General features: G+C 64.9%; 25 protein-coding genes. 16 read left to right on the forward strand and 9 right to left on the reverse strand.

Annotated features, from left to right (window positions below):
- Positions 1–100: 100 nt before the first annotated feature.
- Positions 101–2068: a serine/threonine protein kinase gene (locus QTI04_RS11245; protein WP_286615668.1), complete on the forward strand. Its 1968-nt coding sequence runs from the start codon at positions 101–103 to the stop codon at positions 2066–2068.
- Positions 2065–3273, forward strand: coding sequence for an OmpA family protein (locus QTI04_RS11250; RefSeq protein ID WP_286615670.1), 1209 nt, complete (start codon positions 2065–2067; stop codon positions 3271–3273). The genes QTI04_RS11245 and QTI04_RS11250 overlap by 4 nt, the downstream gene beginning before the upstream one ends.
- A gap of 26 nt (positions 3274–3299) precedes the next feature.
- Here the strand turns inward: QTI04_RS11250 and QTI04_RS11255 are convergent, their stop codons facing one another.
- A complete protein-coding gene (locus tag QTI04_RS11255; RefSeq protein ID WP_286615672.1) occupies positions 3300–3548 on the reverse strand; it encodes a hypothetical protein in 249 nt (82 codons plus the stop codon).
- A gap of 460 nt (positions 3549–4008) precedes the next feature.
- On the opposite strand from QTI04_RS11255, the gene QTI04_RS11260 reads away from it, so the two are divergent.
- Positions 4009–4389: a hypothetical protein gene (locus tag QTI04_RS11260; protein ID WP_286615673.1), complete on the forward strand. Its 381-nt coding sequence runs from the start codon at positions 4009–4011 to the stop codon at positions 4387–4389.
- A 5-nt stretch (positions 4390–4394) separates the two neighbouring features.
- On the opposite strand, the gene QTI04_RS11265 is transcribed toward QTI04_RS11260, so the two are convergent.
- A complete protein-coding gene (locus QTI04_RS11265; RefSeq protein WP_286598482.1) occupies positions 4395–5111 on the reverse strand; it encodes a GntR family transcriptional regulator in 717 nt (238 codons plus the stop codon).
- Positions 5112–5225: 114 nt separating this feature from the next.
- Between QTI04_RS11265 and QTI04_RS11270 the strand changes: the two genes are divergently transcribed.
- The 10 genes from QTI04_RS11270 to QTI04_RS11315 all read left to right on the forward strand — a co-directional run bounded on the left by QTI04_RS11270 (position 5226) and on the right by QTI04_RS11315 (position 16224).
- Complete coding sequence (locus QTI04_RS11270; protein WP_286615675.1) at positions 5226–6197, forward strand: VOC family protein; 972 nt, start codon at positions 5226–5228, stop codon at positions 6195–6197.
- Positions 6198–6251: 54 nt separating this feature from the next.
- A complete protein-coding gene (locus QTI04_RS11275; protein WP_286598479.1) occupies positions 6252–7106 on the forward strand; it encodes a fumarylacetoacetate hydrolase family protein in 855 nt (284 codons plus the stop codon).
- Positions 7107–7143: 37 nt separating this feature from the next.
- The gene (locus tag QTI04_RS11280; protein ID WP_286598477.1) at positions 7144–8358 is read left to right on the forward strand and encodes an amino acid ABC transporter substrate-binding protein; all 1215 of its coding nucleotides are present in this window, start codon (positions 7144–7146) and stop codon (positions 8356–8358) included.
- Positions 8359–8369: 11 nt separating this feature from the next.
- Positions 8370–9224, forward strand: coding sequence for a branched-chain amino acid ABC transporter permease (locus QTI04_RS11285; protein WP_286615676.1), 855 nt, complete (start codon positions 8370–8372; stop codon positions 9222–9224).
- Complete coding sequence (locus tag QTI04_RS11290) at positions 9221–11032, forward strand: branched-chain amino acid ABC transporter ATP-binding protein/permease (RefSeq protein ID WP_286615678.1); 1812 nt, start codon at positions 9221–9223, stop codon at positions 11030–11032. The genes QTI04_RS11285 and QTI04_RS11290 overlap by 4 nt, the downstream gene beginning before the upstream one ends.
- Complete coding sequence (locus tag QTI04_RS11295; protein ID WP_286615679.1) at positions 11025–11750, forward strand: ABC transporter ATP-binding protein; 726 nt, start codon at positions 11025–11027, stop codon at positions 11748–11750. Before QTI04_RS11290 ends, QTI04_RS11295 begins: the two co-directional genes overlap by 8 nt.
- 2 nt (positions 11751–11752) lie before the next feature.
- Positions 11753–12322: an NADPH-dependent FMN reductase gene (locus QTI04_RS11300; protein WP_286615680.1), complete on the forward strand. Its 570-nt coding sequence runs from the start codon at positions 11753–11755 to the stop codon at positions 12320–12322.
- A gap of 43 nt (positions 12323–12365) precedes the next feature.
- Positions 12366–12788, forward strand: a complete 423-nt coding sequence (locus QTI04_RS11305; protein WP_286615681.1) for an FHA domain-containing protein — start codon at positions 12366–12368, stop codon at positions 12786–12788.
- Positions 12789–13009: 221 nt separating this feature from the next.
- A complete protein-coding gene (locus QTI04_RS11310) occupies positions 13010–14203 on the forward strand; it encodes an ESPR-type extended signal peptide-containing protein (RefSeq protein ID WP_286615682.1) in 1194 nt (397 codons plus the stop codon).
- Positions 14200–16224, forward strand: a complete 2025-nt coding sequence (locus QTI04_RS11315; protein WP_286615684.1) for an autotransporter outer membrane beta-barrel domain-containing protein — start codon at positions 14200–14202, stop codon at positions 16222–16224. Before QTI04_RS11310 ends, QTI04_RS11315 begins: the two co-directional genes overlap by 4 nt.
- Positions 16225–16261: 37 nt before the next feature.
- On the opposite strand, the gene QTI04_RS11320 is transcribed toward QTI04_RS11315, so the two are convergent.
- The 3 genes from QTI04_RS11320 to QTI04_RS11330 are packed head-to-tail and all read right to left on the reverse strand — an operon-like array spanning position 16262 to position 17024.
- A complete protein-coding gene (locus QTI04_RS11320) occupies positions 16262–16510 on the reverse strand; it encodes an META domain-containing protein (protein ID WP_286615685.1) in 249 nt (82 codons plus the stop codon).
- On the reverse strand, positions 16507–16644 hold the full coding sequence (locus QTI04_RS11325) for a hypothetical protein (RefSeq protein ID WP_286615686.1): 138 nt from the start codon (positions 16642–16644) through the stop codon (positions 16507–16509). Before QTI04_RS11325 ends, QTI04_RS11320 begins: the two co-directional genes overlap by 4 nt.
- Entirely contained in the window at positions 16641–17024 is a 384-nt protein-coding gene (locus QTI04_RS11330) for an META domain-containing protein (protein ID WP_336621879.1), read from the reverse strand. Before QTI04_RS11330 ends, QTI04_RS11325 begins: the two co-directional genes overlap by 4 nt.
- 112 nt (positions 17025–17136) lie before the next feature.
- Here QTI04_RS11330 and QTI04_RS11335 point away from each other — a divergent pair, with 112 nt between their 5' ends.
- Entirely contained in the window at positions 17137–18420 is a 1284-nt protein-coding gene (locus QTI04_RS11335; protein ID WP_286598463.1) for an alpha/beta hydrolase, read from the forward strand.
- Between the two features lie 9 nt (positions 18421–18429).
- On the opposite strand, the gene QTI04_RS11340 is transcribed toward QTI04_RS11335, so the two are convergent.
- The 3 genes from QTI04_RS11340 to QTI04_RS11350 form a co-directional block, all read right to left on the reverse strand.
- Positions 18430–18894, reverse strand: coding sequence for an EVE domain-containing protein (locus QTI04_RS11340; RefSeq protein ID WP_286615688.1), 465 nt, complete (start codon positions 18892–18894; stop codon positions 18430–18432).
- A 40-nt stretch (positions 18895–18934) separates the two neighbouring features.
- Positions 18935–19951, reverse strand: a complete 1017-nt coding sequence (locus QTI04_RS11345; protein ID WP_286598459.1) for a tripartite tricarboxylate transporter substrate binding protein — start codon at positions 19949–19951, stop codon at positions 18935–18937.
- A gap of 93 nt (positions 19952–20044) precedes the next feature.
- Complete coding sequence (locus QTI04_RS11350) at positions 20045–20611, reverse strand: hypothetical protein (protein ID WP_286615689.1); 567 nt, start codon at positions 20609–20611, stop codon at positions 20045–20047.
- A gap of 123 nt (positions 20612–20734) precedes the next feature.
- Here QTI04_RS11350 and QTI04_RS11355 point away from each other — a divergent pair, with 123 nt between their 5' ends.
- Together QTI04_RS11355 and QTI04_RS11360 are read left to right on the forward strand one after the other, a co-directional pair.
- Positions 20735–21079 carry a hypothetical protein gene (locus QTI04_RS11355; protein ID WP_286615691.1) on the forward strand — a complete coding sequence of 115 codons (345 nt, stop codon included), beginning with the start codon at positions 20735–20737 and terminating at the stop codon, positions 21077–21079.
- 106 nt (positions 21080–21185) lie between these two features.
- Positions 21186–21392: a hypothetical protein gene (locus QTI04_RS11360; protein WP_286598455.1), complete on the forward strand. Its 207-nt coding sequence runs from the start codon at positions 21186–21188 to the stop codon at positions 21390–21392.
- A gap of 20 nt (positions 21393–21412) precedes the next feature.
- On the opposite strand, the gene QTI04_RS11365 is transcribed toward QTI04_RS11360, so the two are convergent.
- Complete coding sequence (locus tag QTI04_RS11365) at positions 21413–22147, reverse strand: response regulator transcription factor (protein ID WP_336621880.1); 735 nt, start codon at positions 22145–22147, stop codon at positions 21413–21415.
- Positions 22148–22156 lie beyond the last annotated feature (9 nt).

Genomic DNA, 22156 nt, shown 5'->3' on the forward strand with positions numbered 1-22156 from the left:
ACGACAGAGAGGATCTGACGTGATCTCATTGCTGGTTCGCATCGTGCTGTGCATGGCTTGGAAATCGGGCAAGCGTTCGCAAGACGCCCGCTGAAATTCAATGAGCCCTGTCATTTCATCCGATACGCGCACCGTGCCGGGCTCGGTGACGGGACGAGGCGCACATGAAAAACTGGCGCTGGAGTGGGCCGACATCACTCAGGGCAGCGCACATTCCTTGCCCGAAGGCATGCGGCTGCAGGACTACGAGATCGTCGGGCCCATCGGCGAAGGCGGGTTCGGCATCGTCTACCTGGCCTGGGACCATTCGCTGGAGCAGCACGTCGCGATCAAGGAATACCTGCCGGCCATCCTGGCCTCGCGCGCCAGCGTGTCGCCGGCGGTCGTGGTCAAGTCGCAGCGCCACAAGGACGACTTCTGCCTCGGCATGCGCAGCTTCCTCAACGAGGCTCGGATCCTGGCCCGCTTCGACCATCCTTCGCTCGTCAGGGTGCTGCATTTCTGGGAAGGCAACGGCACGGCCTACATGGCCATGCCGTACTACGAGGGGCCGACCCTCGCGCGTGCGCTGGCGGAACTCGGCAGGGCGCCCGACGAAGCGGAGCTTTGCGGCTGGTTGCATCCGCTGCTGGATGCGCTCGGCACCATGCACGCTGCGAGTTGCTTCCATCGCGACATCGCTCCGGACAACATCCTGCTCACCGATCACGGCCCCGTGCTGCTCGATTTCGGCGCGGCGCGGAGGGTGATCGAGGGCGTCGGGCCCTCGCCGACGGTGGTGTTCAAGCCCGGCTTCGCGCCGATCGAGCAGTACGGCGAAGTCGCTTCGATGAAGCAAGGCGCCTGGACTGACCTGTACGCGCTCGCCAGCGTCGTCTACTCGGCCATCGTCGGGCAACCGCCGCCGCCGTCAATCGAACGCCTGATGGACGATCGGTTGAAGCCGCTTTCCGAGTTGGCACGTGGCCGCTACAGCGAGCCGTTCCTGGCCGCCATCGATGCCGCGCTGGCGCTGCACCCCCGCAACCGGCCCCAAAGCGCCGCCGAGTTCTGGACCATGTTGAGTTGTGGCCAGCAACTCCAGGACCTGGATCTTCTGCGTGCGGTGCGGCGGTCGGATGTGCCGTGCGGTGCGGCCCCTGCGCCCTTGGTTGTAGAGGTGCCGTCCGAGCCGACCATGCCGGGCGACGAGGGCATGGATGACATCTTCGCGGAACCGCCGATGGAGCCGGCGCCCGAGCGCACAGTCTCGCTCGCCGCCGACGAGAGCGATTCCGACGCGCGGGATTCAGAAGAACCCGCCGATGTTGCGCTGCCACCGCTCGAGATTTCGGCACCCCATTTCCGGCCTCCCGTTTCCAACTGGCCGCCGCTGCACGTGGCGCCGAGTGCAGCGCAAAGGCGAAACAGCCGGATCAAGATCGCTGCGCTGGCTGCCGCGGTCTTGTGCGTCGGATTGGTGGTGTTCGGCTACATCGACCATGACCGCATCGATGATCGTGCCCCTTCGCCGACGGCGGCGCGTACACCCTTGCCCGGCACATCCGTGCCGGACCCGATCCCTCCACCCGCACCGACCGTGGCCGCGATCCCAAGGCCTGCTGCGGCGCCGGCCCGGGCCCCGGAGCCTGAGCCCATGTCGGCGACCGAGGCGCTTGCGTTGCCTGCGCCGTCTCGGGCGCCCGTCGTCCCGGGACCCGACGCGCCAGTGCCAACCGTGGAACCCGTCGTTGCAGCGCCGACATCCCCGCTGACTGATTCCGACCTCGCCGCGGCCGTTGAACCATCATCGCCGCGAAGCGAAACAAAGACGCCCCAAGTACGGGCACCCGCACCGGCTCGCAGGCCCGTCGCGCGTGCGCCCGTCGAACCTGTCCGCCAGACCCGCCGCGAAGCGCGCATTCCAGCGGCAGAGCAACCGGCTCAGCCGGTGAGTCCCGCCGTCGTACAGATGGTGTCGCCTGAGATCCCGCAGGTCCACAACAAGTGCACCGACATTCTTCAACGCGCCTCGCTGGGACCCGTCACGGCGGAAGAGGCGGCTATCTTGAGAAAGGGGTGTGAATGATGACCACGACCTTCGCTCGCTGGCTGCAAGCCGCATCCCTGACGGGCGTTCTGTCGCTCATGCTGGGACTGTCAGGCTGCGCAGCACCACCCGTCGCCAGTTCATCGAAGACCGAACTTCCCTTCGACCAGGCCGTGGCGCAGGCGACCGACGGCCTGGTCAAGCAGACGCAGAAAGGTCCGGCTTTTCTCGCCAAGATGGGATCGAAGCGAAGCGTGGTGCTCGACCCGATGGTCGATGCCGGAAGCGCACAGCAGACCGCTGCAACCCAGATGTTGCAGGACCGGGTGACGGAGCGGTTGAACGCCAAGTTCGAGACGATGGAAATCATGCCATTCGACAGCGCGAACCTGGCCAAGGCCCGCTACTTGCTGACGGGTACGATGACCCGCCTGTCCGTCGATGAACCGCGCAGTCCGTTGCAGATCAACCTCGCGCTGACGGAACTGGCCAGCGGCACCGTCGTCGGCCAGTCGTCAGCCGTGGCACGCGACGAGGGCCTCGATCACACGCCGCTGCCGTACTACCGCGACACGCCCGTGCCCACCAAGGACCGGGTGATCGAAGGCTACGTGCGCACCACCGCGACCCCGCCGGGCCAGCATGCGGATGCATACTACCTCGAGCGTCTCGCGGCCGCGCCCGCGATCAAGGAGGGGACCGCGCACTACAACGCCCAGCGCTATCAGGACGCGCTGGCGCAATACAGCGCTGCGGGCGGCGGGCCGACCGGCGAACAGTTGCGTGTGCTGAACGGCATCTATCTGAGTTCGGTGAAGCTCGGGCGCACAGCGGAGGCTGAGGACGCCTTCGGCAAGATCGTCGCCTATGGCATCGCCAACCAGCAGTTGGGAGTGAAGTTCCTGTTCAATCCGAACGCCACGACGTTCTGGTCGGAAACCAGGATCAGCGGGCCTTACACGATGTGGCTGCGCGAGATCGCCAGGGCCAGCGCCGATGCGAAGGTCTGCATGGACATCGTCGGCCATACCAGTCACACGGGGCCAGTCGCGTACAACGATCAGCTGTCGTTGCAGCGTGCCCGCTACATCCGCCAGCGCCTGATCGATGAATCGACGGTGCTCAGCGACCGCACGACGCCGAGCGGAAGGGGCTTTCGCGAGAACATCATCGGCAGCGGCACCGACGACGCGGTCGACGCGCTGGACCGCCGGGTCGAATTCAAGATCGTCGCCTGCAGCTGATCCGGTCGCCGGGGCAGGCGCGACTGTCAGACGGAAGCGCTGCCGCCTTGCGACGGCCAGAACTTGCGCCACCACGGGCGCTTGGTTTCGGACTGGACGTTCGAAGCGCTGGCGATCAAGTCCGCGGCAACCGATGCGCGGACACGCTCCCGCAGCGCGGTTTCGTAGGCATGCGCCGGGGCCCGGGCACTGCGATCTCCTCGCAGTGCCTGACGGCGCCAAGCATGGGCGTGCTCGGCGAGTTCGTCGTCAGTCAGGTCGTCGGGGTGGGGCATCTGCTGTGTCATGTTGAACAGATTGTGACGCGTCGCGGCGGCCGACCGCTACCCGAAAATCACGCTGGGTCTGCCGCTTTCTCGGCCGGCTTGGCCGCAGGCGTCGGTCGCCGCGACACCTTGGCGTGGAGCCTCGACTCCACAGAGCTTCGTGTATTTGTGCGCAAATTCGCCAACCCGGCGAAAAGTAATCCATTCGATTACACGTAACGGTGTTTAACAATCGCGCCAAACTTTTTGGGTCTCGCGCGTCATGGAAACTTCTCGCTGGGTTAGAACGTTCCTTCGATTCCTGAGTGGCCTTCGTGGCGGACCCAGAAAGCGCGTGCCATCACGTTCGACGCCACGCGTCGTCGCATCGGGCCATCGTCCGGCGGCACACCCTGTGGCCAGGGAGCCGTTCCGATCGCCAGCGCCGGCCGCTCCGGTGTTCAAGCAGCCTGCTGTCTTTGTCACTCCCATGGAACAGGTCAAGGAGCGCAGTCCTCTCCCGCCGCTGCCGATCAAGACCGAAGCGCCGGCGCCCGTCGTCTCGCCGCCTCAGCCCGTCCGAGAAGTCGTGCAAGCCGTCGTGCAGCCCGAGCCCGAAGAGGCGCCTGCGACGGTCAAGCCCATGAGAACGCTGGAAGAGGTGCGGGCAGATCTGGCCCGGCTGCGCGCGAGTGCGAAAGAGCGGCATGCACAAGCCCTGGTCCCGGTCCGGCGCGATGTCGCGTTCGCTCCGACGGACTTCATGGACTTCGCCGAACCGGCAACTCCGCCAAGGGAGGATTCCGAATCGAGCTTCGAGGCCACGGCGTATCTCGACTTCACCACGCTGAAGCCGCGCGAAAGCACCTAGGCAGGCTAAGCGGCGACGTTTCCCGTCGGCGCGTCGGCGGGCGACAACGCCAGGTGGGGAGAGTTCAGCAAAAGTTGCGCCGTGTTGTCGAGGTGCTCGGCAATCAGCGCCTGCGCAGATTCGATATCCCTGTTGAGCACCGCGTCGACCAGCGCCTGGTGCTCGCCCTTCACGTCGCGCTCCGTCATCGCCAGTGGCGCCGAGAGCTGTCGATAGCGTTCGCTCTGCTGGTAGAGGATCTGGTGCATTCGCAGCAGCCACTGGTTCGGGCAACCGGCCACCAGCGCCCGATGGAATTCGCCGTGGCTTTGCGCCCATTCGGCGCTGAGTTGCGTGGGGCGCTCCGCGTCGCGCTCGGCCACGCGCGAGAGGCGGTGAAAGGCCGAGACGATGGCGCCTTCCCAATCCAGGTCGCCATGGCGAATCGCCTCGGCCAGGCAAAGCTTCTCGATCTCGATGCGCGCCTTGACGAGGTGGAGCAACTCGACCGCCGACACCGGGCTCACCCGATAGCCGCGCGCCGGCTCCGACACCACCAGTGCCTCGGCCTCGAGCATGGCCAGGCCTTCGCGCACCGCGCCTGCGCTGACTTCGATTTCCTCGGCCAGCGCGGCGATGTTGAGCTTGGACCCGGGCAGCAACCGGCCGCCGACGATGGCCGTGCGCAGCCGTTCGTAGACGAGGCGTGTCTGGCTGATGCCTCTGCCGGGGCGCTCGTTCATCGCAGCCACTTCTTGTAAACCCTAACCATAGATAAATAACTTGTCGATATAGTTTGACGCAAAGAATATATTATTTCCAAGAAGCGTACAAACTTCGAACTGGAGCGAGACAACATGGCCGACATTCAGCTGCGCACCCGCAAGGATTCGAACCGCGCCGACGACCACAGCGTGCATTCGCTGGACCGCTTCGTCTTCACCGTGCCGGATCTCGATGAGGCGGCGCGTTTCTACGAGGCCTTTGGGCTTCAGGTCGAACGCAGGGATGGGCGGCTCGATCTGTACACGGTCGGTCATCCCCACGCATGGGGTTCGCTGTTTCAGGCGAGCGGCCCGAAGAAGCTTCAGTACCTGCGCTTCGGCTGCTTCACCGAGGACCTGGCGGCTGTCGCCGAGCGCATCGAGCGGCTGGGCGTCCCGCGCTGCGAGCCGCATCCGCTGGGCGATGCGGAAGGCATCTGGGTCAGGCATCCGGACGGTTTCCCTGTGCAGATCGTCGCGGCGCCGAAGAGCTCCCCGGATGCGCGTGCCGAACGCGTCGCGGAATCCGCGGTGCCGCTGGGCACCGGCGCTTCGCTCGCGCGATCTCGCATTCCGAAGGTCCGGCCGAGGCGGCTGTCGCATGTGCTGCTGTTTTCGCCCAACGTGGGCGATGCCATCGTGTTCTATCAGGATGCGCTCGGCCTGCGCCTCACCGATCGCTCGGGCGAGCTCGTGGTCTTCATGCACGGCGCGCACGGAAGCGACCACCACCTGATCGCGATGGCCAAGTCCGACGGCCCGGGTCTTCACCACACCAGCTGGGACGTCGCCAGCATCGACGAGGTCGGGCGCGGCATGGAGCAGATGTACGCGGCGGGCTATCCGCGGGGGTGGGGCGTCGGGCGCCACGTACTGGGCTCCAACTACTTCTATTACGTGCGCGATCCGTGGGGAAGCCACGCCGAGTACTCCTACGACATCGACTACGTGCCCGGCGGCTTCGAGTGGCCCGCAGCCGACCATCCGCCCGAGGACTCTTTCTATGCATGGGGCCCGGCGGTGCCGGAGGACTTCATCACCAACTACGAGATCCGCAACGGCTGAACTGCAGGCGTCGGTCCCTTCGGTATTCCCTTCACCTCACGGAAGACATCCAACATGCGCCTCGCAGCTTTCCAGAGCAACGGCCGGCCGGCCATTGGCCTGCGCCTCGATCAGGAGATCGTCAACCTCACGGCCGAAGGCCTGCCCGCCACCCTCGACGAGTTGCTGCGGGCCGGGCCTGAAGGGCTGGCGGCGGTGAAACGGGCCGGGACGTCGGCCCGTTCGCGGCTGCCGCTCGCCGACATCGACTGGCTGCCACCGGTGCAGATGCCATCGAAGGCGATCGCCGTCGGGCTCAATTACGTGGACCATGCGGCCGAAGGAAACTTCGAGCCTCCCAAGTACCCGGTGTTGTTCCACCGCTTTCCGTCTTCATGGGTTGGCCATGGCCAGCCGCTGGTGCGTCCGCACGTATCGACGCAGTTCGACTACGAAGGCGAGTTGGTGGTCGTCATCGGCAAGGCGGGCCGCTACATCGACAAGGGCAGGGCGCTCGACCACGTCGCGGGCTACTCGCTCTTCAACGATGGCTCGATCCGCGACTACCAGTTCAAGTCGGCGCAATGGATGATGGGCAAGAACTTCGATCGCTCCGGTGCCTTCGGCCCCGAGTTCGTCACGGCGGACGAGCTGCCGTCGGGCGCCACCGGCCTCAAGCTGCAGACCCGCCTCAACGGCCAAGTGCTGCAGGAGGCGAACACGCGCGACATGATCTTCGACGTCGCAACGCTGGTGTCGGTGTGCTCCGAGCCCTTTGCATTGCAGCCGGGCGACATCATCATCGCCGGCACGCCGGCGGGCGTGGGGTTCGCGCGCAAGCCGCCGATCTTCATGAAGGCGGGCGATGTGTGCGAGGTCGAGATCGAGGGCATTGGGCTGCTCTCGAATCCCGTCGTCGATGGAGACTGAGCCCTCTCGCTTCCCAGAACAACCACAGGAGACAAGCATGAACATGGACCGTCGATCCTTCGTTGCCGCCGCCGGCGCTCTGGGCGCCAGTGCGCTCTTGACTCATCCGGCATCGGCGCAGCCCGCCGGTGCACCCATCCGCGTCGGTGGCACGCTGGCACTCACGGGGCCGCTGTCGGCCACGGGCCTCGTGCACAAGCTCACCGGCGAGATCTATGTCGATGGACTCAACAAGCGCGGCGGCCTGCTGGGCAGGCCGGTCGAATGGGTGCTGAAGGACGACCAATCCAAGCCCGACCTGGCGCGCACGCTCTACGAGCAGCTCGTGACCTCCGACAAGGTGGACTTGCTCATCGGCCCGTACGCGACGGGCAACATCCTGTCGGCCATGGGCGTGGCGCAGCGCTACAACAAGACACTGGTGCACCATACCTTCGGCATACCGAACCTCGCGAAGTACGACCAGCAGTTTCCGGCCTGGTCGATCGGGCCCGACCCCGAGAAGACGCTCCCGGCGCTGGTGCTCGATGCGCTGGCCGCTTCGGCAACGCCGCCCAAGACCATCGCGGTCGTCACGAGCAAGTTCCCCTCGGTGCATTTCGTCGCGCTCGGTGCGCGCGAAGTCGCCAAGCAGCGCGGTCTGAAGGAAGTGATCTTCCTCGAGTGGGACTTCGGCAATCGCGACTTCGGCCCGATCGCCGGGCGCGTGAAGGAAGCGAATCCGGATTTCATCTGGACCGGCGCGATCGGCCTGGAGGGCAACCAGCTGCTAGATGCCATGAAGAAGATCGACTACGCGCCGCTGCATCACTTCTATCACGTGCCCGCACCGGCGCCGATGCTCAAGGCGCCCGAAGCCAATGGCGCGCTGTCGATGACGATCTTCGAGGACCATCCGCCGTTCACCAACAATCCGGTGGCCGCCGAGTTCGTCAAGGTCTACCGCGAACGTGCTGCCCGCGCCGGCATGCCCGACACGGCGGTCGAGACGCAGGCCGCGGCGTCGTTCACAGCTTGGCAGCTCATCGAAGCCTCGGTGGTCGCCACCAAGGGCTTGGACGACAAGGCCATGGCCGCTTGGCTGCGGGCGAATCAGGTGGACACCATCCAGGGCAAGTTGCGCTTCAACGAGCGCGGCAACTTCGGTGCGGACCTGAGCCGCGTCAAGCAGGTGCAGAACGGCAAGTGGGTCACGGTCTGGCCCGCTGACTGGGCTGCCCCGGGCGCGAAGCTGCAAACGCGAGGCGCATAAGAAGGATGACCTTGCCCAGCGCCACGCTCCTGGCCCAGGCCGTTCTCGCGGGCCTCTTCACTGGCGCGCTCTACGGGCTGCTCGGGCTGGGGTTGAGCCTGTCGTGGGGGATGTTGCGGCAGATCAATCTGGCGCACTTCGCGCTCGCGTTTCTGGGGGCCTACCTGACCTACGAGTTGTCGAGCCATCGCGGAGTCGATCCGCTGCTCACGCTCGTCTTCATCGTGCCCTTGTTCTTCGTGCTGGGCGCGGCGCTGCATTGGGTGTTGACGCGCTTCCGAGTGAGTCCCTTCAACTCGCTGCTCGTCACCTTCGGCATCACGGTGATCATCGAGGCGCTGCTGCAATGGACGTGGACGGCCGACTATCGCAAGCTGGAGTCGGCCTATGCGGAGCACAAACTGCGCCTCGGGCCGCTCTTCCTGCCGGTGCCTGAGTTGATCACGCTGGGTCTTGGCGTCGGCATCTCTCTGGCCGTTTGGCTTGCGCTGCGCCGCACCGATCTCGGCAAGGCGATGCGCGCCGCTGCGGAAGACGCGCCGATTGCCGCGGCCTTCGGCGTCAACCAGAACGCGCTGGCATTGATGCTCTCAGGTCTCAACGCTTCGCTGGCGGGGGTGGCGGGTGTCTGCATCGCGCTGGCCTATACGCTGTCGCCGTCGCAGATCTACGCATGGATCGGCGTTGTCTTCGCTGCCGTGATGCTGGGCGGCCTGGGCCGGCCGCTGGGGCCGTTGATTGCCGGCTGCATCATCGGCGTGACCGAGGCCGTCACCATGGCGGTGACCGCGCCGTCGTGGGCGCCGCTGGTGTCCTTTTCGCTGCTCATGCTCGTGTTGCTGGTGCGGCCGGGGAGGGTGGCGTGAAGCGTTCCCTGCTATGGATCCTTGCCGCGGGAGCGGGCCTTGCGGTCGTTCCCTGGCTTGGCCTGCCGGCCTTTTACGAGTCGATCCTCTATTTGGTGCTGCATTGGATCGCGCTCGCGACATCGTGGAACTTGTTGTCGGGCTACTCGGGCTACTTCTCCTTCGGGCACGGCGCCTTCTTCGGCATCGGCATGTACACCACGGCCACGCTGGCCACGCGATTCGGCGTGCCCTTTCTCTGGACGCTGCCTGCCGCAGCCGCCATCGCGGCGGTGTTCGGCGCATTGCTCGGTGCCGTGGCGTTTCGGGTTCAGGCCGTGCGCGCCGAGCTGTTTTCGCTGCTGACGCTGGCCGCGACCTTCGTCGTCGCGACGATCATCCTCAACACGCCGATCGACGGCGGGCCGGGCGTCTACATGAGCGCGGTGCCAGTCCCGAAGATCGGGCCGTCGCCTTCGGGCACGTTCTATCTGCTCGCACTCCTCGCGGCGGTGCTCTCGGTGCTGGCTGCGATCGCGGTCTACTACTCGCGCTTCGGTACCGGCCTGTTCGCGATCCATGACGACGAGGACGTCGCCGAGGTCATGGGCGTGCCGACCTATCGCTACAAGCTGGGTGCCTTCGCGCTGTCCTGCGGGCTCGCCGGCGTGGTGGGCGGCGTACACGCGCTCTTCATCTCCTATGTGACGACCGGCGATACCTTCACCATCGCGATGCCGCTCACGGTCGTGCTGATGTCGGTGCTGGGCGGCACGCGGCACTGGGCCGGGCCGATCGTCGGTGCGACGGCCATCACGCTGCTGCTCTACGCTTTCACCGGAGGCGACAGCGCTATCGTAGGCAAGGGGCTCACGGGACTGGTGCTGATCGTCGTGATTCTCTTCATGCCTGAGGGCCTGCTGGGCCAGGCGCTGAAGTGGTGGGGCGCGCGCAAAGGTGGCATTGCACGCGCGACGCATGCGCCGATTGCCGCGCCTGCTGCAGTCCAGCCGGTGCGAACCTTGCTGACGAGCGGTGCCGTGCTGTTGCGGGCGCAAGGCGTGCGCAAGTCCTTCAAAGGTGTGCAAGCACTGCGCGGGGTGCATCTCGAAGTGCGGCAGGGCGAAATCCTCGGGCTTCTCGGGCCCAATGGATCGGGCAAGTCCACCTTCATCAACGTGGCGAGCGGGCACTATGCCGTGACGGCTGGCTCGATCGAGTTCGCAGGCAAGCAGATTTCCGGCATCCCGGCGCATCGCATCGCGCATGGCGGCATCGCGCGCACGTATCAGATTCCGAGGCCCTTCGCGCATCTCACGGTGCTGGAAAACGTGGCATTGCCGGCGATGTTCGGCGCCGCCTCTCTGGACCGCCGCACGGCGGAAGCGGAGGCGTGGCAATGGCTTGCATTCACCGGTCTCACCGAGCGCGCCCAGGCACTGCCGGGCGAACTCAATCTGCATCAGCGCAAGTTCCTCGAGTTCGCGCGGGCACTGGCATCGCGCCCGCAGGTGCTGATGCTCGACGAGGTGCTCTCGGGCCTCACGCCCTCGGAGATCGACGAGGCCGTGGCGCTCATCCGCCGGATTCGCGATCAGGGTGCAACCATCGTCTTTGTCGAGCATGTCATGCGTGCGGTGATGGCGCTGTGCGATCGCGTCGTGATCTTCAATCGCGGCGAAGTTCTGGCCGAAGGCGCGCCTCGCGACGTGATGCAGCGACCTGAGGTGGTCGCCGCGTACCTGGGCCATGCGAAGGAAGAGGGCGCGCCCGTGTGCGCATCCGCCGCACCGGCGCCAGTCGCCGACTCGGAGCCGGCCCATGCTTGAACTGCAATCGATCCGCGTCGCATACGGTCAGGCAACCGCACTGTGGAATGTCTCGCTCTCCATCGGCCAGGGCGAACTTCTCTGCGTCGTTGGCCCGAACAGCGCGGGCAAGAGCACGCTCATCAACGCCATCGCCGGGCTGCATCGCATCAGCGCCGGGCACATGCTGTTCGATGGCCACGACATCTCGCGCCTCGCGCCGCATCGCTTCTGCGGCCGCGGTATCGCGCTGGTGCCCGAAGGCCGGCGCCTGTTCACGGAAATGACCGTGCGCGAGAACCTCGAGCTCGGCAGCTATCTTCCGGCGGCGCGCGCCGACCGCGCACGCTCGCTGGACCGCGTGTGTGCGCTGTTTCCGGCATTGACCGAGAAGCTGGCGCAGCCCGCCGGTTCGCTCTCTGGCGGCCAGCAGCAGATGGTGGCGATCGGCCGCGCGCTGATGGCGCAACCCAAGCTGCTGTTGCTCGATGAGCCTTCGCTGGGCCTCGCGCCGAGCATCGTGCTCGACATGTTCGATGCCATCCGCCGGATTCACGCCGACGGCATTGCCGTACTGCTGGTGGAACAGAATGTGAGTATGGCGCTCGACATTGCGGAGCGCGCCGCAGTGCTGGAAGAAGGCCGCATCGTCGCCCTCGGTCGGCCCGACGAGCTGATGGCTCGCCCTGAACTGCGCCGCGCCTACCTCGGGCTCGAAGCCGACCACGCCACAATCTGAACATGAAACTACCCTGCAAAGTCGGCGTGATCGTCGGGAGCAACCGCCGCGAATCCATCAACCGCAAGCTCGCGCAAGCCATCGTGAGGCTGGGCTCGCCCACCTTGAGCTTCGAGGACATTCGCATCGACGACATGCCGATGTACAACGGTGATCTCGAAGGCGCCAGGCCTGACACGGTGAACCGCTTTACCGCCGCGGTGGCTGCGTGTGATGCGGTCCTGATCGTCATGCCGGAGCACAACCGCTCATTGCCGGCGCTTCTTAAGAACGCGATCGACTGGGGTTCGAAGCCGAGCGACAAGAACGTCTGGCGCGACAAGCCTGCAGCCATCACGGGCACATCGCCGGGCGCTATCGGCACTGCGGTCGGTCAGCAGCACCTGCGGCAGATCCTCGGTATCCTCGGCGCGACGGTGATGGGCGGCGAGGCCTATGTCTCTTTCAAGCCCGACCTGCTGGATGCCGAAGGCAACATTGCCAACGAATCGACGCGGGTCTTTCTCCAGGCCTTCGTCGACAGATTCGCCGTACTGGTCGGAAAGCTCGCGTCCCACGCGCACGACAGCTGAAGTGCGAATAGCATTGCCATGCGACGACTGAGAGCGATACGGCATGCCCCACCTGATCACGACGACGGCCGCGGGAGAGACCAGCCAGGTCACTCTCCATCAGCACGACAACACGCTGGGGCGGGGCGCGCACAACAATATCGTGATCGCGTCCGCCCAGGCGAGTCGCCAGCATGCGGTCATCACCGTCGAGGCGGCGTTCACGACCATCAGTGACCTGGGCAGCCGGAACGGCACCTTCGTGAATGGTGAGCGCATCGAAAGCCAGGCTCTCGTCGATGGCGACATCATCCAGCTCGGCAACCACGAAATGCGGTTCGTCGAGGGCGACCAGGAATTCAGCCGGGTCGAGGCCCAGCGCGTGCCCACTGTGCCCGGCTTTCCGCCTGACCTCGATCGCGATCGCGATCCCCATCACGAGCCGACGAGGCCCGATGTCCCGCCCAGCCGACGCGGGAAGCTCTGAGTAGGTAGCCCCGACGGCGATCGACCCCCGGATCGAATGCCAATTGCCGGAGCTCAAAGCGCATGGGCTTCGTGAAGTTGCAACTTCAATTCAACAGGGTTGACAGCGAGCCGAAAACCGATCGTAGTAGACACCCGATGCGCTCTCGCCTTGCGAGAACGGCCTCGTTGGACGGATCCTGGCGCGCAGGTTGGTCTGAGAAGAGTTAGAGGGGGTGAACCATGAATCGCGTATTCAGCATTGTCTGGAATGATTCGCAGCAGGTTTGGGCTGTCGTATCCGAGATGGCCAGGCACGGCAGGAAGTCAACCACGAACACCGCCTCTCACTTGAAGTCCGAGTCGATCCGCAGGGTTCCCGCACTCCTCACGCGGCAGCATCTCGCAGTTCTGACCGCATGCGGCGTCAGGTCGCTGATGGGAGCAACGGCAACGACCGGGACGGCGCTCGCTCTCGTTGGGATTGGCCTCGAATCCGCGCGTGCCCAGACAGTCGGACCGGGGAATCTAGCCAGCACGGTGATCGTCAATACCGGCACGACCACGATCGTCGGCGGCACCAACGTGTCAACGGCGACCGGTGCCGGCGCTCAAGTCGGCGGTGGCACATTGGTGATCGATCCAGCGGCCGGGCCAGCGCCTGGGCCGATCACGATCACGACATCGGGCCTTGGTGCAGGGGCCTCCGGCCTCTTTCTATCGGGACCGGGATCGATGATTGTCAACCCGGGTGTCACCATCAACACGACGGGCACCGGCTATGGCGTGCGGCTTTCCAATGCTGCTGCCATAGCTCAGTTGAACGGAACTTCGATTTCCCCCATTTCGATTTCCACCGTAGGAGCCACTACGTATGCCGTGCTGCTCAATATTTCCGGAGCGACGGCCACGTTCAATCATGCAACGCTCCTGACGACGGGATCAGGCTCCAATGTCGTCAACATTAACAACGGTGCCGTGGCAACGGTCAACCTCTTCGATACATCCATCACGGCAACCGGCAGCAATGCGCAGGGGGTTCATCTTGAAGTTGGGGGCGATCGAGCGACCCTCCAGCGGGTGACGATCGAAACTGCGGACGGCCTCGGACTTTTGAGTACGAGGGGAATCGTCGACATTTCTGACAGCTCGATCACCGCAGACGGTACCGCCAGAGTCGGGATTCAGTCCAATGGTGGAACCCTCGTCGGGAACCGAATCTCTGTAGTGACGAACGGCACGGGTGGTTCCCACGGGATTTTTGCGCATGCTGGCGCGACGGTCACACTGGACCAGGCGACCGTTCGGAGTTCTTCTGCTACGGGTATTTACGTGACAGACGTAGGCACCACGCTGAGCGCAACCAACATCGACGTCATGAGCGGCGGCGGCACCGAGGTGGCGTCAGGGTACAGAGTGGGGCACGAGGTTCCATGACCGGAGGCAGGATCGAAACCTCGGGGACGTCCAATCCCGGCGTTATCGCGACCGGCCTCAATTCAGCGCTCACGGGCAACAACCTGGCGATGGTGACGAGCGGTGCCACCGCCCCCGGCGCGCAAGTCGCCCAAGGCGCGACGCTGACCTTGAGCGACAGCCAGCTGACCGCCACTGGCGCCGGCAGCAACGGCTTCCTCACATCCGCCGGCGCTGCGACGACGGTGAACACGGCTGCACTTTCCAATGTGACGCTCACAAGTCCGCAGGGTGCATCGATCTCCGCCACCGGCGGCGTGACCAACATGACGTTCAACAATTCGGTAGCAACCGTCAACGACGGGCGGTGGCTGAATGTCAGCAGCGCCAACACCGGCAATCGGACCACCTTGAACCTGTCTGTCGACCCGTCCACCGTGCAAGGGGCGGCCATCACAGATGCGAACAGCACCAGCAATGTGACCTTCAGCGATGGCTCGTTGTGGACGCTGACGGGCAATTCGAATGTGACCAGCCTCACGAACACTGCCAGCCAGATCATGTTCAGCCCGCCGCCCGGAATTCCGGGTGCGGGATCGACCTTCAAGACGCTGACCGCGGTCAACTACTCGGGCAGCGGCGGCACGATCGGCTTGAACACCTTCCTGGGAGGAGATGGTTCGCCGTCGGATCGGCTGATCATCAACGGCGGCACGGCGACGGGCCTGACAGGGCTTCGCATCGCCAATGCGGGCGGCCCCGGTGCCGTGACGCTCGGCAACGGCATCCAGCTGATCGATACGGTCAACGGTGGCACCACCGCCCCGGGGGCATTCGCCCTCAGCGGCCGCGTGGTCGAAGGCCCCTACGAATACCGACTCTTTCGTGGCAGTGCCGATGCCTCCAATGCGCAAGCCTGGTACCTGCGCTCGGAGCGCGAGATCGTGGTGCCTGCGCCCCCGCCCGAGGTGGCGCCTCCGCCCCCGCCGGGTGTGGCGCCTCCGCCCCCGCCGGGTGTGGCGCCTCCGCCCCCGCCGGGTGTGGCGCCTCCGCCCCCGCCGATCGGCAAGGCGCCCCTGTACCGTCCCGAAGTCGGCGCCTACCTTGCCAACCAGCGTCAGGCCGCCGACATGTTCGTTCATAGTTTGCACGACCGCCTGGGCGAGCCTCAATGGATCGAGACCCAGCGCTTTGACAATCAAGACGACAAGCGTCGCTCCGGATGGCTACGCGTCGTCGGCAGGACCGCCGACACCACCAGCCGCGACGGCAATTTCACCGCCGACACCGACACCAGCCTGATCCAGGGCGGCGGCGACCTTGCGCGTTGGAACGTAGGCGGCGAGCGCGGCCGTCTCCACCTGGGCGGCATGCTCGGCTATGGCGAGGCGCGCAGCGATGCGACCGCCGCCGGCAACACGGCGCAATCGCGTGGCAAGGCGGACGGCTGGAATCTGGGTGCCTACGGCACCTGGTACCAGAACGACGAGAGCAGGCTCGGCGCCTACGTCGATGTATGGGGCAGCTACGGCTGGTTCAAGAACACGGTAAACGGCGACTTGCTGCCCGAAGTGCGCTACGACTCGAAGGTGCTGACCGTGTCAGGCGAAGGCGGCTATGCGATGAAGATTCGCCAGGACAGCGACTGGATCATCGAGCCGCAGGCGCAGTTGATCTACCTCCACTACAGCGAAGACGACGTCCTCGAGACCAACGGCACTCGCGTCGTGGACGGCGGCAATCAGAGCGGTTGGATCTCGCGCCTGGGACTGCGCACATACCGCACCTGGACGCAAGAGGACGGCCGCAAGTGGCAGCCGTACCTCACACTGAACTGGTGGCATGACAGCGTGGATGGCGCTCTGGCATTCAACCAGGTGGTTCTGGGGGACCTGTACCCCAAGAATCGCTACGAGGCGAAGGTGGGGGTCAATGCCGACCTGGGTCGTGGTTGGACCGGCTGGGGCAACCTGGGCTACCAGTGGGGCAGCCAGGACTACAGCGCCACGACCATCCGGCTGGGCGCCAAGTACACATGGTGATGCGCTGCCCGCATCCGCTCGGCGGTGTGAGGTCGGACTAGTTGGGCGTACTTTCGCGGGTGCCCGTCAACGTACGTTCGCCATCGGGACGATGCATGTCGAGGAGGGCGCCGCTGAAGGCCCACTTGCTCGTCGACTTCAACGCCGAGAGGAACTCCCGCTCCTGTTGCATCACGCCTTCGCCGGCACACATCCGGCGCGTGGTGGCCACGGGGCCGACTGCGATCTGGTTGCCGTCGACCTTGTATGTAGCGCGGAAGGTGTTGCAGCCGGCGAAGCCCTTCACGAGCCCTCCCTTGAAACGATCCTGTCGTTCAAGGCCGAGCCCACGCCCACGCTGGAGGGCCTGAGCTCGACCATCACCGGATTCAACAACGGTCGCCAGGCCGTCGTGAGCGCGATGCCCGGCACGACGCTCACGTCTCCCCGCTCTCCGCCGTCAGGCTGAGACGGCCGTCGGCCACGACGGGTCGGAAGGTGCCGGCCAGCGCGCGCTTGACGGCGTTTTCCACTGCCATCGAAGATGGGTCGCACGCCATCATGGAACCCGCCAAGGAGCCGATGACGAGGCGATCCTGCTTGACTGCATACGACCCGAAGTACCGATTGCAGCCCGAGAAGCCACTGATTCGACCGCGCTCGAAATGCGCCGTGACCGACTTGGGACCCGAGGGGAGGGTGCCTGCATCGAGCCCGCGAAGATCGGTGAGTTGCCAGGTCGGCCCCTCGAACTCCGTGGCGGCCGCCGGAATGGCGAGCGCTGCGAGCATGATCAGCGTCAGTGGTGACTTGGCCTTCACGTCGAATCCTTCGTTCGTCCTGCTGGGCTGCCATCTTAGCCACGAGCCGCGGCGATGATGAGCGCTTCAAACAACGCTATCGTGGCGTCCATCCATGTGTTCAAGAATGCCAATGAAATCCGCTCTCGAATCCGGCCTGGGCAAGGCTGTCGTGGCTGTTGTCGCTTTGCTGACGCTGAGTCTGCTGTCCGGTTGCGATTCGCATGTGCGGCTCATGCCGACGCCGGTCAGCTTCAGCAACGGCGATGTCGATCCTTTCGAGAAGATCGGTCCCAAGCTGAAGACCACCGACGTCCCCGTGCTGTACGCCACCAACCGGCTGGTGTTGATCGAAGAGCCCGAGCCCCTGCACACGATCGTGCCCACGGACGATCTGCGGATGGGTGTGGCACATGTCCGGGTCGGTGACGAGACGCTCGACTGGGAGACGCTTCACCGGCTCTCCACCAGCAACGATCCCGCGGAGAGGCCCATCGTCCATCTGGAGAGTCTCGAGCAGATGGCCGTGCTCAAGGCCAAGCAGGAGGTGAAGGATTCACCCGAGGCACAGGCCTTCTTCGCACTCGTGAACAAGGCGCTGGAAGCGAGCTCGAACAGCGAATTGCTCATCTATGTGCATGGGTCCAACAACACCGTTCCGCGCGCGGCCGCGCAGGCGGCGCAGTTCCGGCATTTCACGGGGCGTCGGATGGTGGTGCTGGTCTTCATGTGGCCTTCCGCGGGATCGATTCTTCGCTACCTCACGGACGTCAGCAACGCCGCGCGGACGGTCGAACCCTTTGCGCGGCTGGTCGAGCTCCTGGCCGAGAACACCAAGGCATCGAGGATCGACGTGCTGGCCTACAGCGCGGGCGCGCAGGTGCTGAGCCCGGCGCTGGCACGTCTGGCGACGCCACGGCCAGGCGAATCGCACGAAGCGTTGCAAGCCCGCCTGCGTCTGGGCCAGATCTACTTCGCGGCGCCAGACATCGACACGCGGCGCTTCGTGAACGAACTGGGCGCGTACATCCACATCATCGATCGCGTCAGCATTGCGGCCAACCTCAATGATTCGGTGCTGCGCTTTGCCGCCATCGTCGGCCGCGCTTCGCGTGCCGGCCGGCCCAACCTCACCGAACTGAGCGCCGAGCAGACGAACTTCCTGGTGGAGGCATCGCAGAAACTGCGCTTCGACCTCATCCGCGTGGACCCCAACGACATTCCCAACCTGCCGGTGAGTTCGCACGCGTTCTGGTACGACGATCCCTGGGTCAGCGGCGACATGCTTGCGCAGTTCCTACTCAGCGCTCCGCCGCTGCGCCGCGGGCTCGACGAACAGAGGTCGCCCGGCGGTGCGCGCTACTGGACCTTTCCCTCCGATTTCTACGACCGGATCTACCGCCTGTTCAGACGCTGACAGCGTCCATCAGGCCAGCATCCTGTCGGTGATCAGGTGCCAGTGCACTTCGTCGACCGGGGTGATGGACAGTCGGTTGCCCCTGCGCAGCACGATCATGTCGGCCAACTCTGGCGTCGCGCGCATTTCGGGCAGGCCGAGCAGGCGGGTCTTGCGCAGGGCCTGCACATCCAGCAGCAGCCATTTCGGCGCTTCACGCCGCGAAGTCGAATCGTAGTAGGGCGAACCCGGATCGAATTGCGTCGGGTCCGGCCGCGTGCCGGATGCCACGCGGGCGATTCCCACGATCCCCGGCTGGGGGCAACTCGAGTGATAGAACAGCACGCCGTCGCCGACGTGCATCCCATCACGCATGAAGTTGCGCGCCTGGAAGCTGCGCACGCCGGTCCATGGCACCGTTGCGTCGGATGCGGCCAGTGCATCGTCGATCGAGCAGTCGTCGGGCTCGGATTTCATCAACCAATAGTGGGGCACTTCAATGTCTCTGGGCTTCTCGTGGGCAGAGGTGCAGGCCTCACTCGGCGCGAATGTCATTGGCCCGGACGACTTCGCCCAGCAGCTTGTAGTAGTGGCGGGTCAGCTCGCCCAACTGCTCGGGCGTGCCTCCGCCGGCATCGTCGCCGCGCTCGGCGATGGTCTTCTGCACGTTCGGATCCTTGAGCGCGCTGTTCATCGCCGTGTTGACTTTCTTGACGATGTCTGCGCTCAGTCCGGGCGGACCGTACAGCCCGATGAAGGAGATGATCTGGAAGTCCTTGATGCCTTTCTCCGTGGCAGTCGGCACATCCGGGAACGCAGGCACCCGCTTGGCGCCGGTGGACATCAGGGCCTTGAGCTGACCGGACTTGAGGAATGGGGCCACCACCGACGAGGCGTCGAACATGGCGTTGACTCGCCCGGCGATCAGATCGGTCATCGCCGGGCTGCTGCCCTTGTAAGGGACGTGGTTCATCTTGGGCTTGCCGATGCGCTCGCGGAAGAGCTCCATGGCGGTCTGCACGAGGCTGCCGGGTCCGCCCGATGCATAGTCGATGCCGGTGCCCGCCTTGTCCTGTGCCTTGACCCAGGCGATGAATTCGGTCAGATCCTTGACTGGGAGGCTCGACGGTACGACCAGCATCAGCGACGAAGTCAGCAGCAGCCCGATGGGCACGAGCTTCAGCGGGTCGGCCATGGCCGTGTTGCGATAGGTGTGCGGGTTGAGCACCATGTTGCTGCCATTGCCCACGAGCAGCTTGTAGCCGTCGGGCGGCGCTTTCATGATGAAGTCGGTGGCGATGTTGCCGTTGGCACCCGGCTTGTTGTCGATCACCACACCCTGGCCCAGACTGGTCTGCATGCCCGCCGTGAGGATGCGGCCCGCGAAGTCAGTCTGCCCGCCGGGTGGGTAGCCGACCACCAGCGTCACCGCCCGGGTGGGCCATGCGCCTTGCGCCGCTCCCATGCCAGGCAACATGCCTGCGCCCAGGCCCAGGCCGAGTTGCAATGCGATGCGACGCGAAAGTGAGACGTCCGACTCGATGGGCAGCATGGTGTTCTCCCGACCTTGGCGAGGTCAATCGACGCATCATAGGAGCGTGCGGGGTGACTCACAAGGGAACCGGTGCCTTCGCGGCAGCGTCGGCTATGGATCGCTGCGTCGGCCGATCAGGCGCGCGAGGGCTGCGCGGAGCCCGGGCTTGTCTCTTGCGCCGGCTTCGATCGGTGTGGCGCGGTAGAGCGCTCGCTGCTCTTCGAGCACGATCTTGAGGGTTTCGAGGTTGCGCTCGCTGTAGACCCAGACGCCCGAGACGACGAAGTGGCCCGGTAAGGCGTCCGCCTTCGGTGCGATCTGGACATTGACCGCGCCGATGCGGTCCACCGTTTCAGCGCGCGACGTGGCCTGCTCCGCCCCGCCGCCCAGGACGTCGACCTGCCGCGCGAAAACGAAGCTGATCGCCTGGATCTGGTGAAAGTGCTCGGCAATGAAGGCGCAGATCTCCAGGAAAATCAGCCGGCCGACGTGGCGGCGTTCGTCACGGACGACACGGGTGGGCGTGAAGGCCTCGACGTGGATCTCCGTGCCCATGTTGAGCAATGGCACGGGGTCGAGCGTCCCGAGGAGCACGCTTCCGTCGTAAACCCACATGGGCTGGCCCAACTCATAGACGCTGGCTGCCGGCCCGGTGATCCGCAGTTTCTTGAAGGTCATGAATGGCGTGTGAGGCTGGCCTCATGGCTGACTTGCGCGCACACGAGTTGAAGACTTTTTTTCCAACGAGACTGTAGTCGGTGCGAATTGCACGCCCTGCCTGGCTTGAAGATAGATTCGACGATGAGAAGACGAATTTCACACATCGGCCATCGGCCACACAAGGAACTGTCCAATGAAAGCGTTGATATTGATTGTCGCGGCGTTGTTGTGCGGTTGCGGGCAACCGCTTTCGACCGCAATGCAGCCCCCGCAGTCCGGCAACTTTTGCGCTGCACCGGTATCTGGCGGCTGCCTGGGATGCGACATTGCTTGTCCAGCGAAAGCGCGGCCTTCCTGCAAGGCCGGAACCAGTACGGCGTCCAACGCCGCGGGCTTCTGTACCCGCGCGGCATCGTGCACGTGCGAATGAGTCCGCGCATCGACAGGAAGCCGAGCGCAGAGATCGACGCAAATCGTGATATCTGACCGGTTCAGAGCGTGAGCAACTGCTCAGGATGCGCCAAACGGCGGATGCCCAAAGGACGGGTGAACGTGCAGACTGAGGGCCACCGCAACACGAAGAGGTCGAGGAATGGAATTCATGCACTGGGTCTGCATTGGCGCCGCATTGGCCGTGGGGGCAACGGGTTGGTTCCTTGTGGTTCCCCTGTACCGCGGCTGGCGGCCACTGAATGAGCGGATGACCGATCAGGTCACGCAATCCGCCGCCCTGGTCAAGGAATGCACCAGCACGATGGGCGCGGGCACGGCCTTCGGGCGCCTTTCGACGATTCGCTGATCGGTGGGCGTTCGGTCTGCTCAGATCCCGGAGCCGTTGGAAAACTGATCGGCCTGCTGGCCTAGTAATCCTTTCGTCCTCGCGTAGTGCAGGGCCTGCGTCCGACTGCTGACGCCGATGCGCTTGTACAGCCGCCACATGTGCACCTTGACCGTGTCTTCGCTGATCTCCAGACGCTGGGCCATCTCGCGATTGCCCAGTCCTTCATTGAGCAGTTGCACCAACTGGCGCTGGCGCTTCGTCATTGGATCTCCTGAGGCGAGCGCTTCATCGCAGTCTGCGTCGTTGTCGACCGGATCGACGAGCAGCGCTCGCAGCGATGACGTCAGTTGCGTGGCGCCACTGGCCTTGTCGATATAGATATCCGCACCGTGCGCGAGACATTGCGCCTCCATGTCAGCCGCAGGAGAGGCCGAATAGACGGCGAGCGGGACACCCGAGAAGCACTGCTTCACGGCAATTACACCGGAGCAGCCGGTGGTGTCCGGCAGATTCAGGTCCAGGCAGACCAGGTCGGGCGCACCGTGCTTGACGACGGCGTCGTCCAATCGCGACAGTCGGTCCAATTCGACGATGTTGGCCGCGGGGCGCACCCTGCGCAGCACCATGGAGACTGCGTCTCGCATGAGTGGATGGTCGTCGATCACATAAATGCTCATGTCGTCTTTGCCAAACTTATCGAGTTGCTTTGAGCTTTTGATCCTCGCATGCCAGAGCTCGCATGAAGTGGCAGTGCTGTTCGACCAGATGGACATGTCGCGGCG

It is taken from the genome of Variovorax sp. J22R115 (genome assembly GCF_030317005.1).
GTDB lineage: Bacteria > Pseudomonadota > Gammaproteobacteria > Burkholderiales > Burkholderiaceae_C > Variovorax.

Coding starts and splice junctions, on each gene's coding strand:
- QTI04_RS11360 (WP_286598455.1), top strand. CDS start 21,186: ATGGAATTCATGCACTGGGTCTGCATTGGCGCCGCATTGGCCGTGGGG.
- QTI04_RS11310 (WP_286615682.1), top strand. CDS start 13,010: ATGAATCGCGTATTCAGCATTGTCTGGAATGATTCGCAGCAGGTTTGG.
- QTI04_RS11350 (WP_286615689.1), bottom strand. CDS start 20,611: ATGACCTTCAAGAAACTGCGGATCACCGGGCCGGCAGCCAGCGTCTAT.
- QTI04_RS11270 (WP_286615675.1), top strand. CDS start 5,226: ATGGCCGACATTCAGCTGCGCACCCGCAAGGATTCGAACCGCGCCGAC.
- QTI04_RS11300 (WP_286615680.1), top strand. CDS start 11,753: ATGAAACTACCCTGCAAAGTCGGCGTGATCGTCGGGAGCAACCGCCGC.
- QTI04_RS11280 (WP_286598477.1), top strand. CDS start 7,144: ATGAACATGGACCGTCGATCCTTCGTTGCCGCCGCCGGCGCTCTGGGC.
- QTI04_RS11295 (WP_286615679.1), top strand. CDS start 11,025: ATGCTTGAACTGCAATCGATCCGCGTCGCATACGGTCAGGCAACCGCA.
- QTI04_RS11245 (WP_286615668.1), top strand. CDS start 101: ATGAGCCCTGTCATTTCATCCGATACGCGCACCGTGCCGGGCTCGGTG.
- QTI04_RS11335 (WP_286598463.1), top strand. CDS start 17,137: ATGAAATCCGCTCTCGAATCCGGCCTGGGCAAGGCTGTCGTGGCTGTT.
- QTI04_RS11315 (WP_286615684.1), top strand. CDS start 14,200: ATGACCGGAGGCAGGATCGAAACCTCGGGGACGTCCAATCCCGGCGTT.
- QTI04_RS11345 (WP_286598459.1), bottom strand. CDS start 19,951: ATGCTGCCCATCGAGTCGGACGTCTCACTTTCGCGTCGCATCGCATTG.
- QTI04_RS11255 (WP_286615672.1), bottom strand. CDS start 3,548: ATGCCCCACCCCGACGACCTGACTGACGACGAACTCGCCGAGCACGCC.
- QTI04_RS11365 (WP_336621880.1), bottom strand. CDS start 22,147: ATGTCCATCTGGTCGAACAGCACTGCCACTTCATGCGAGCTCTGGCAT.
- QTI04_RS11355 (WP_286615691.1), top strand. CDS start 20,735: ATGAGAAGACGAATTTCACACATCGGCCATCGGCCACACAAGGAACTG.
- QTI04_RS11305 (WP_286615681.1), top strand. CDS start 12,366: ATGCCCCACCTGATCACGACGACGGCCGCGGGAGAGACCAGCCAGGTC.
- QTI04_RS11265 (WP_286598482.1), bottom strand. CDS start 5,111: ATGAACGAGCGCCCCGGCAGAGGCATCAGCCAGACACGCCTCGTCTAC.
- QTI04_RS11250 (WP_286615670.1), top strand. CDS start 2,065: ATGATGACCACGACCTTCGCTCGCTGGCTGCAAGCCGCATCCCTGACG.
- QTI04_RS11260 (WP_286615673.1), top strand. CDS start 4,009: ATGGAACAGGTCAAGGAGCGCAGTCCTCTCCCGCCGCTGCCGATCAAG.
- QTI04_RS11275 (WP_286598479.1), top strand. CDS start 6,252: ATGCGCCTCGCAGCTTTCCAGAGCAACGGCCGGCCGGCCATTGGCCTG.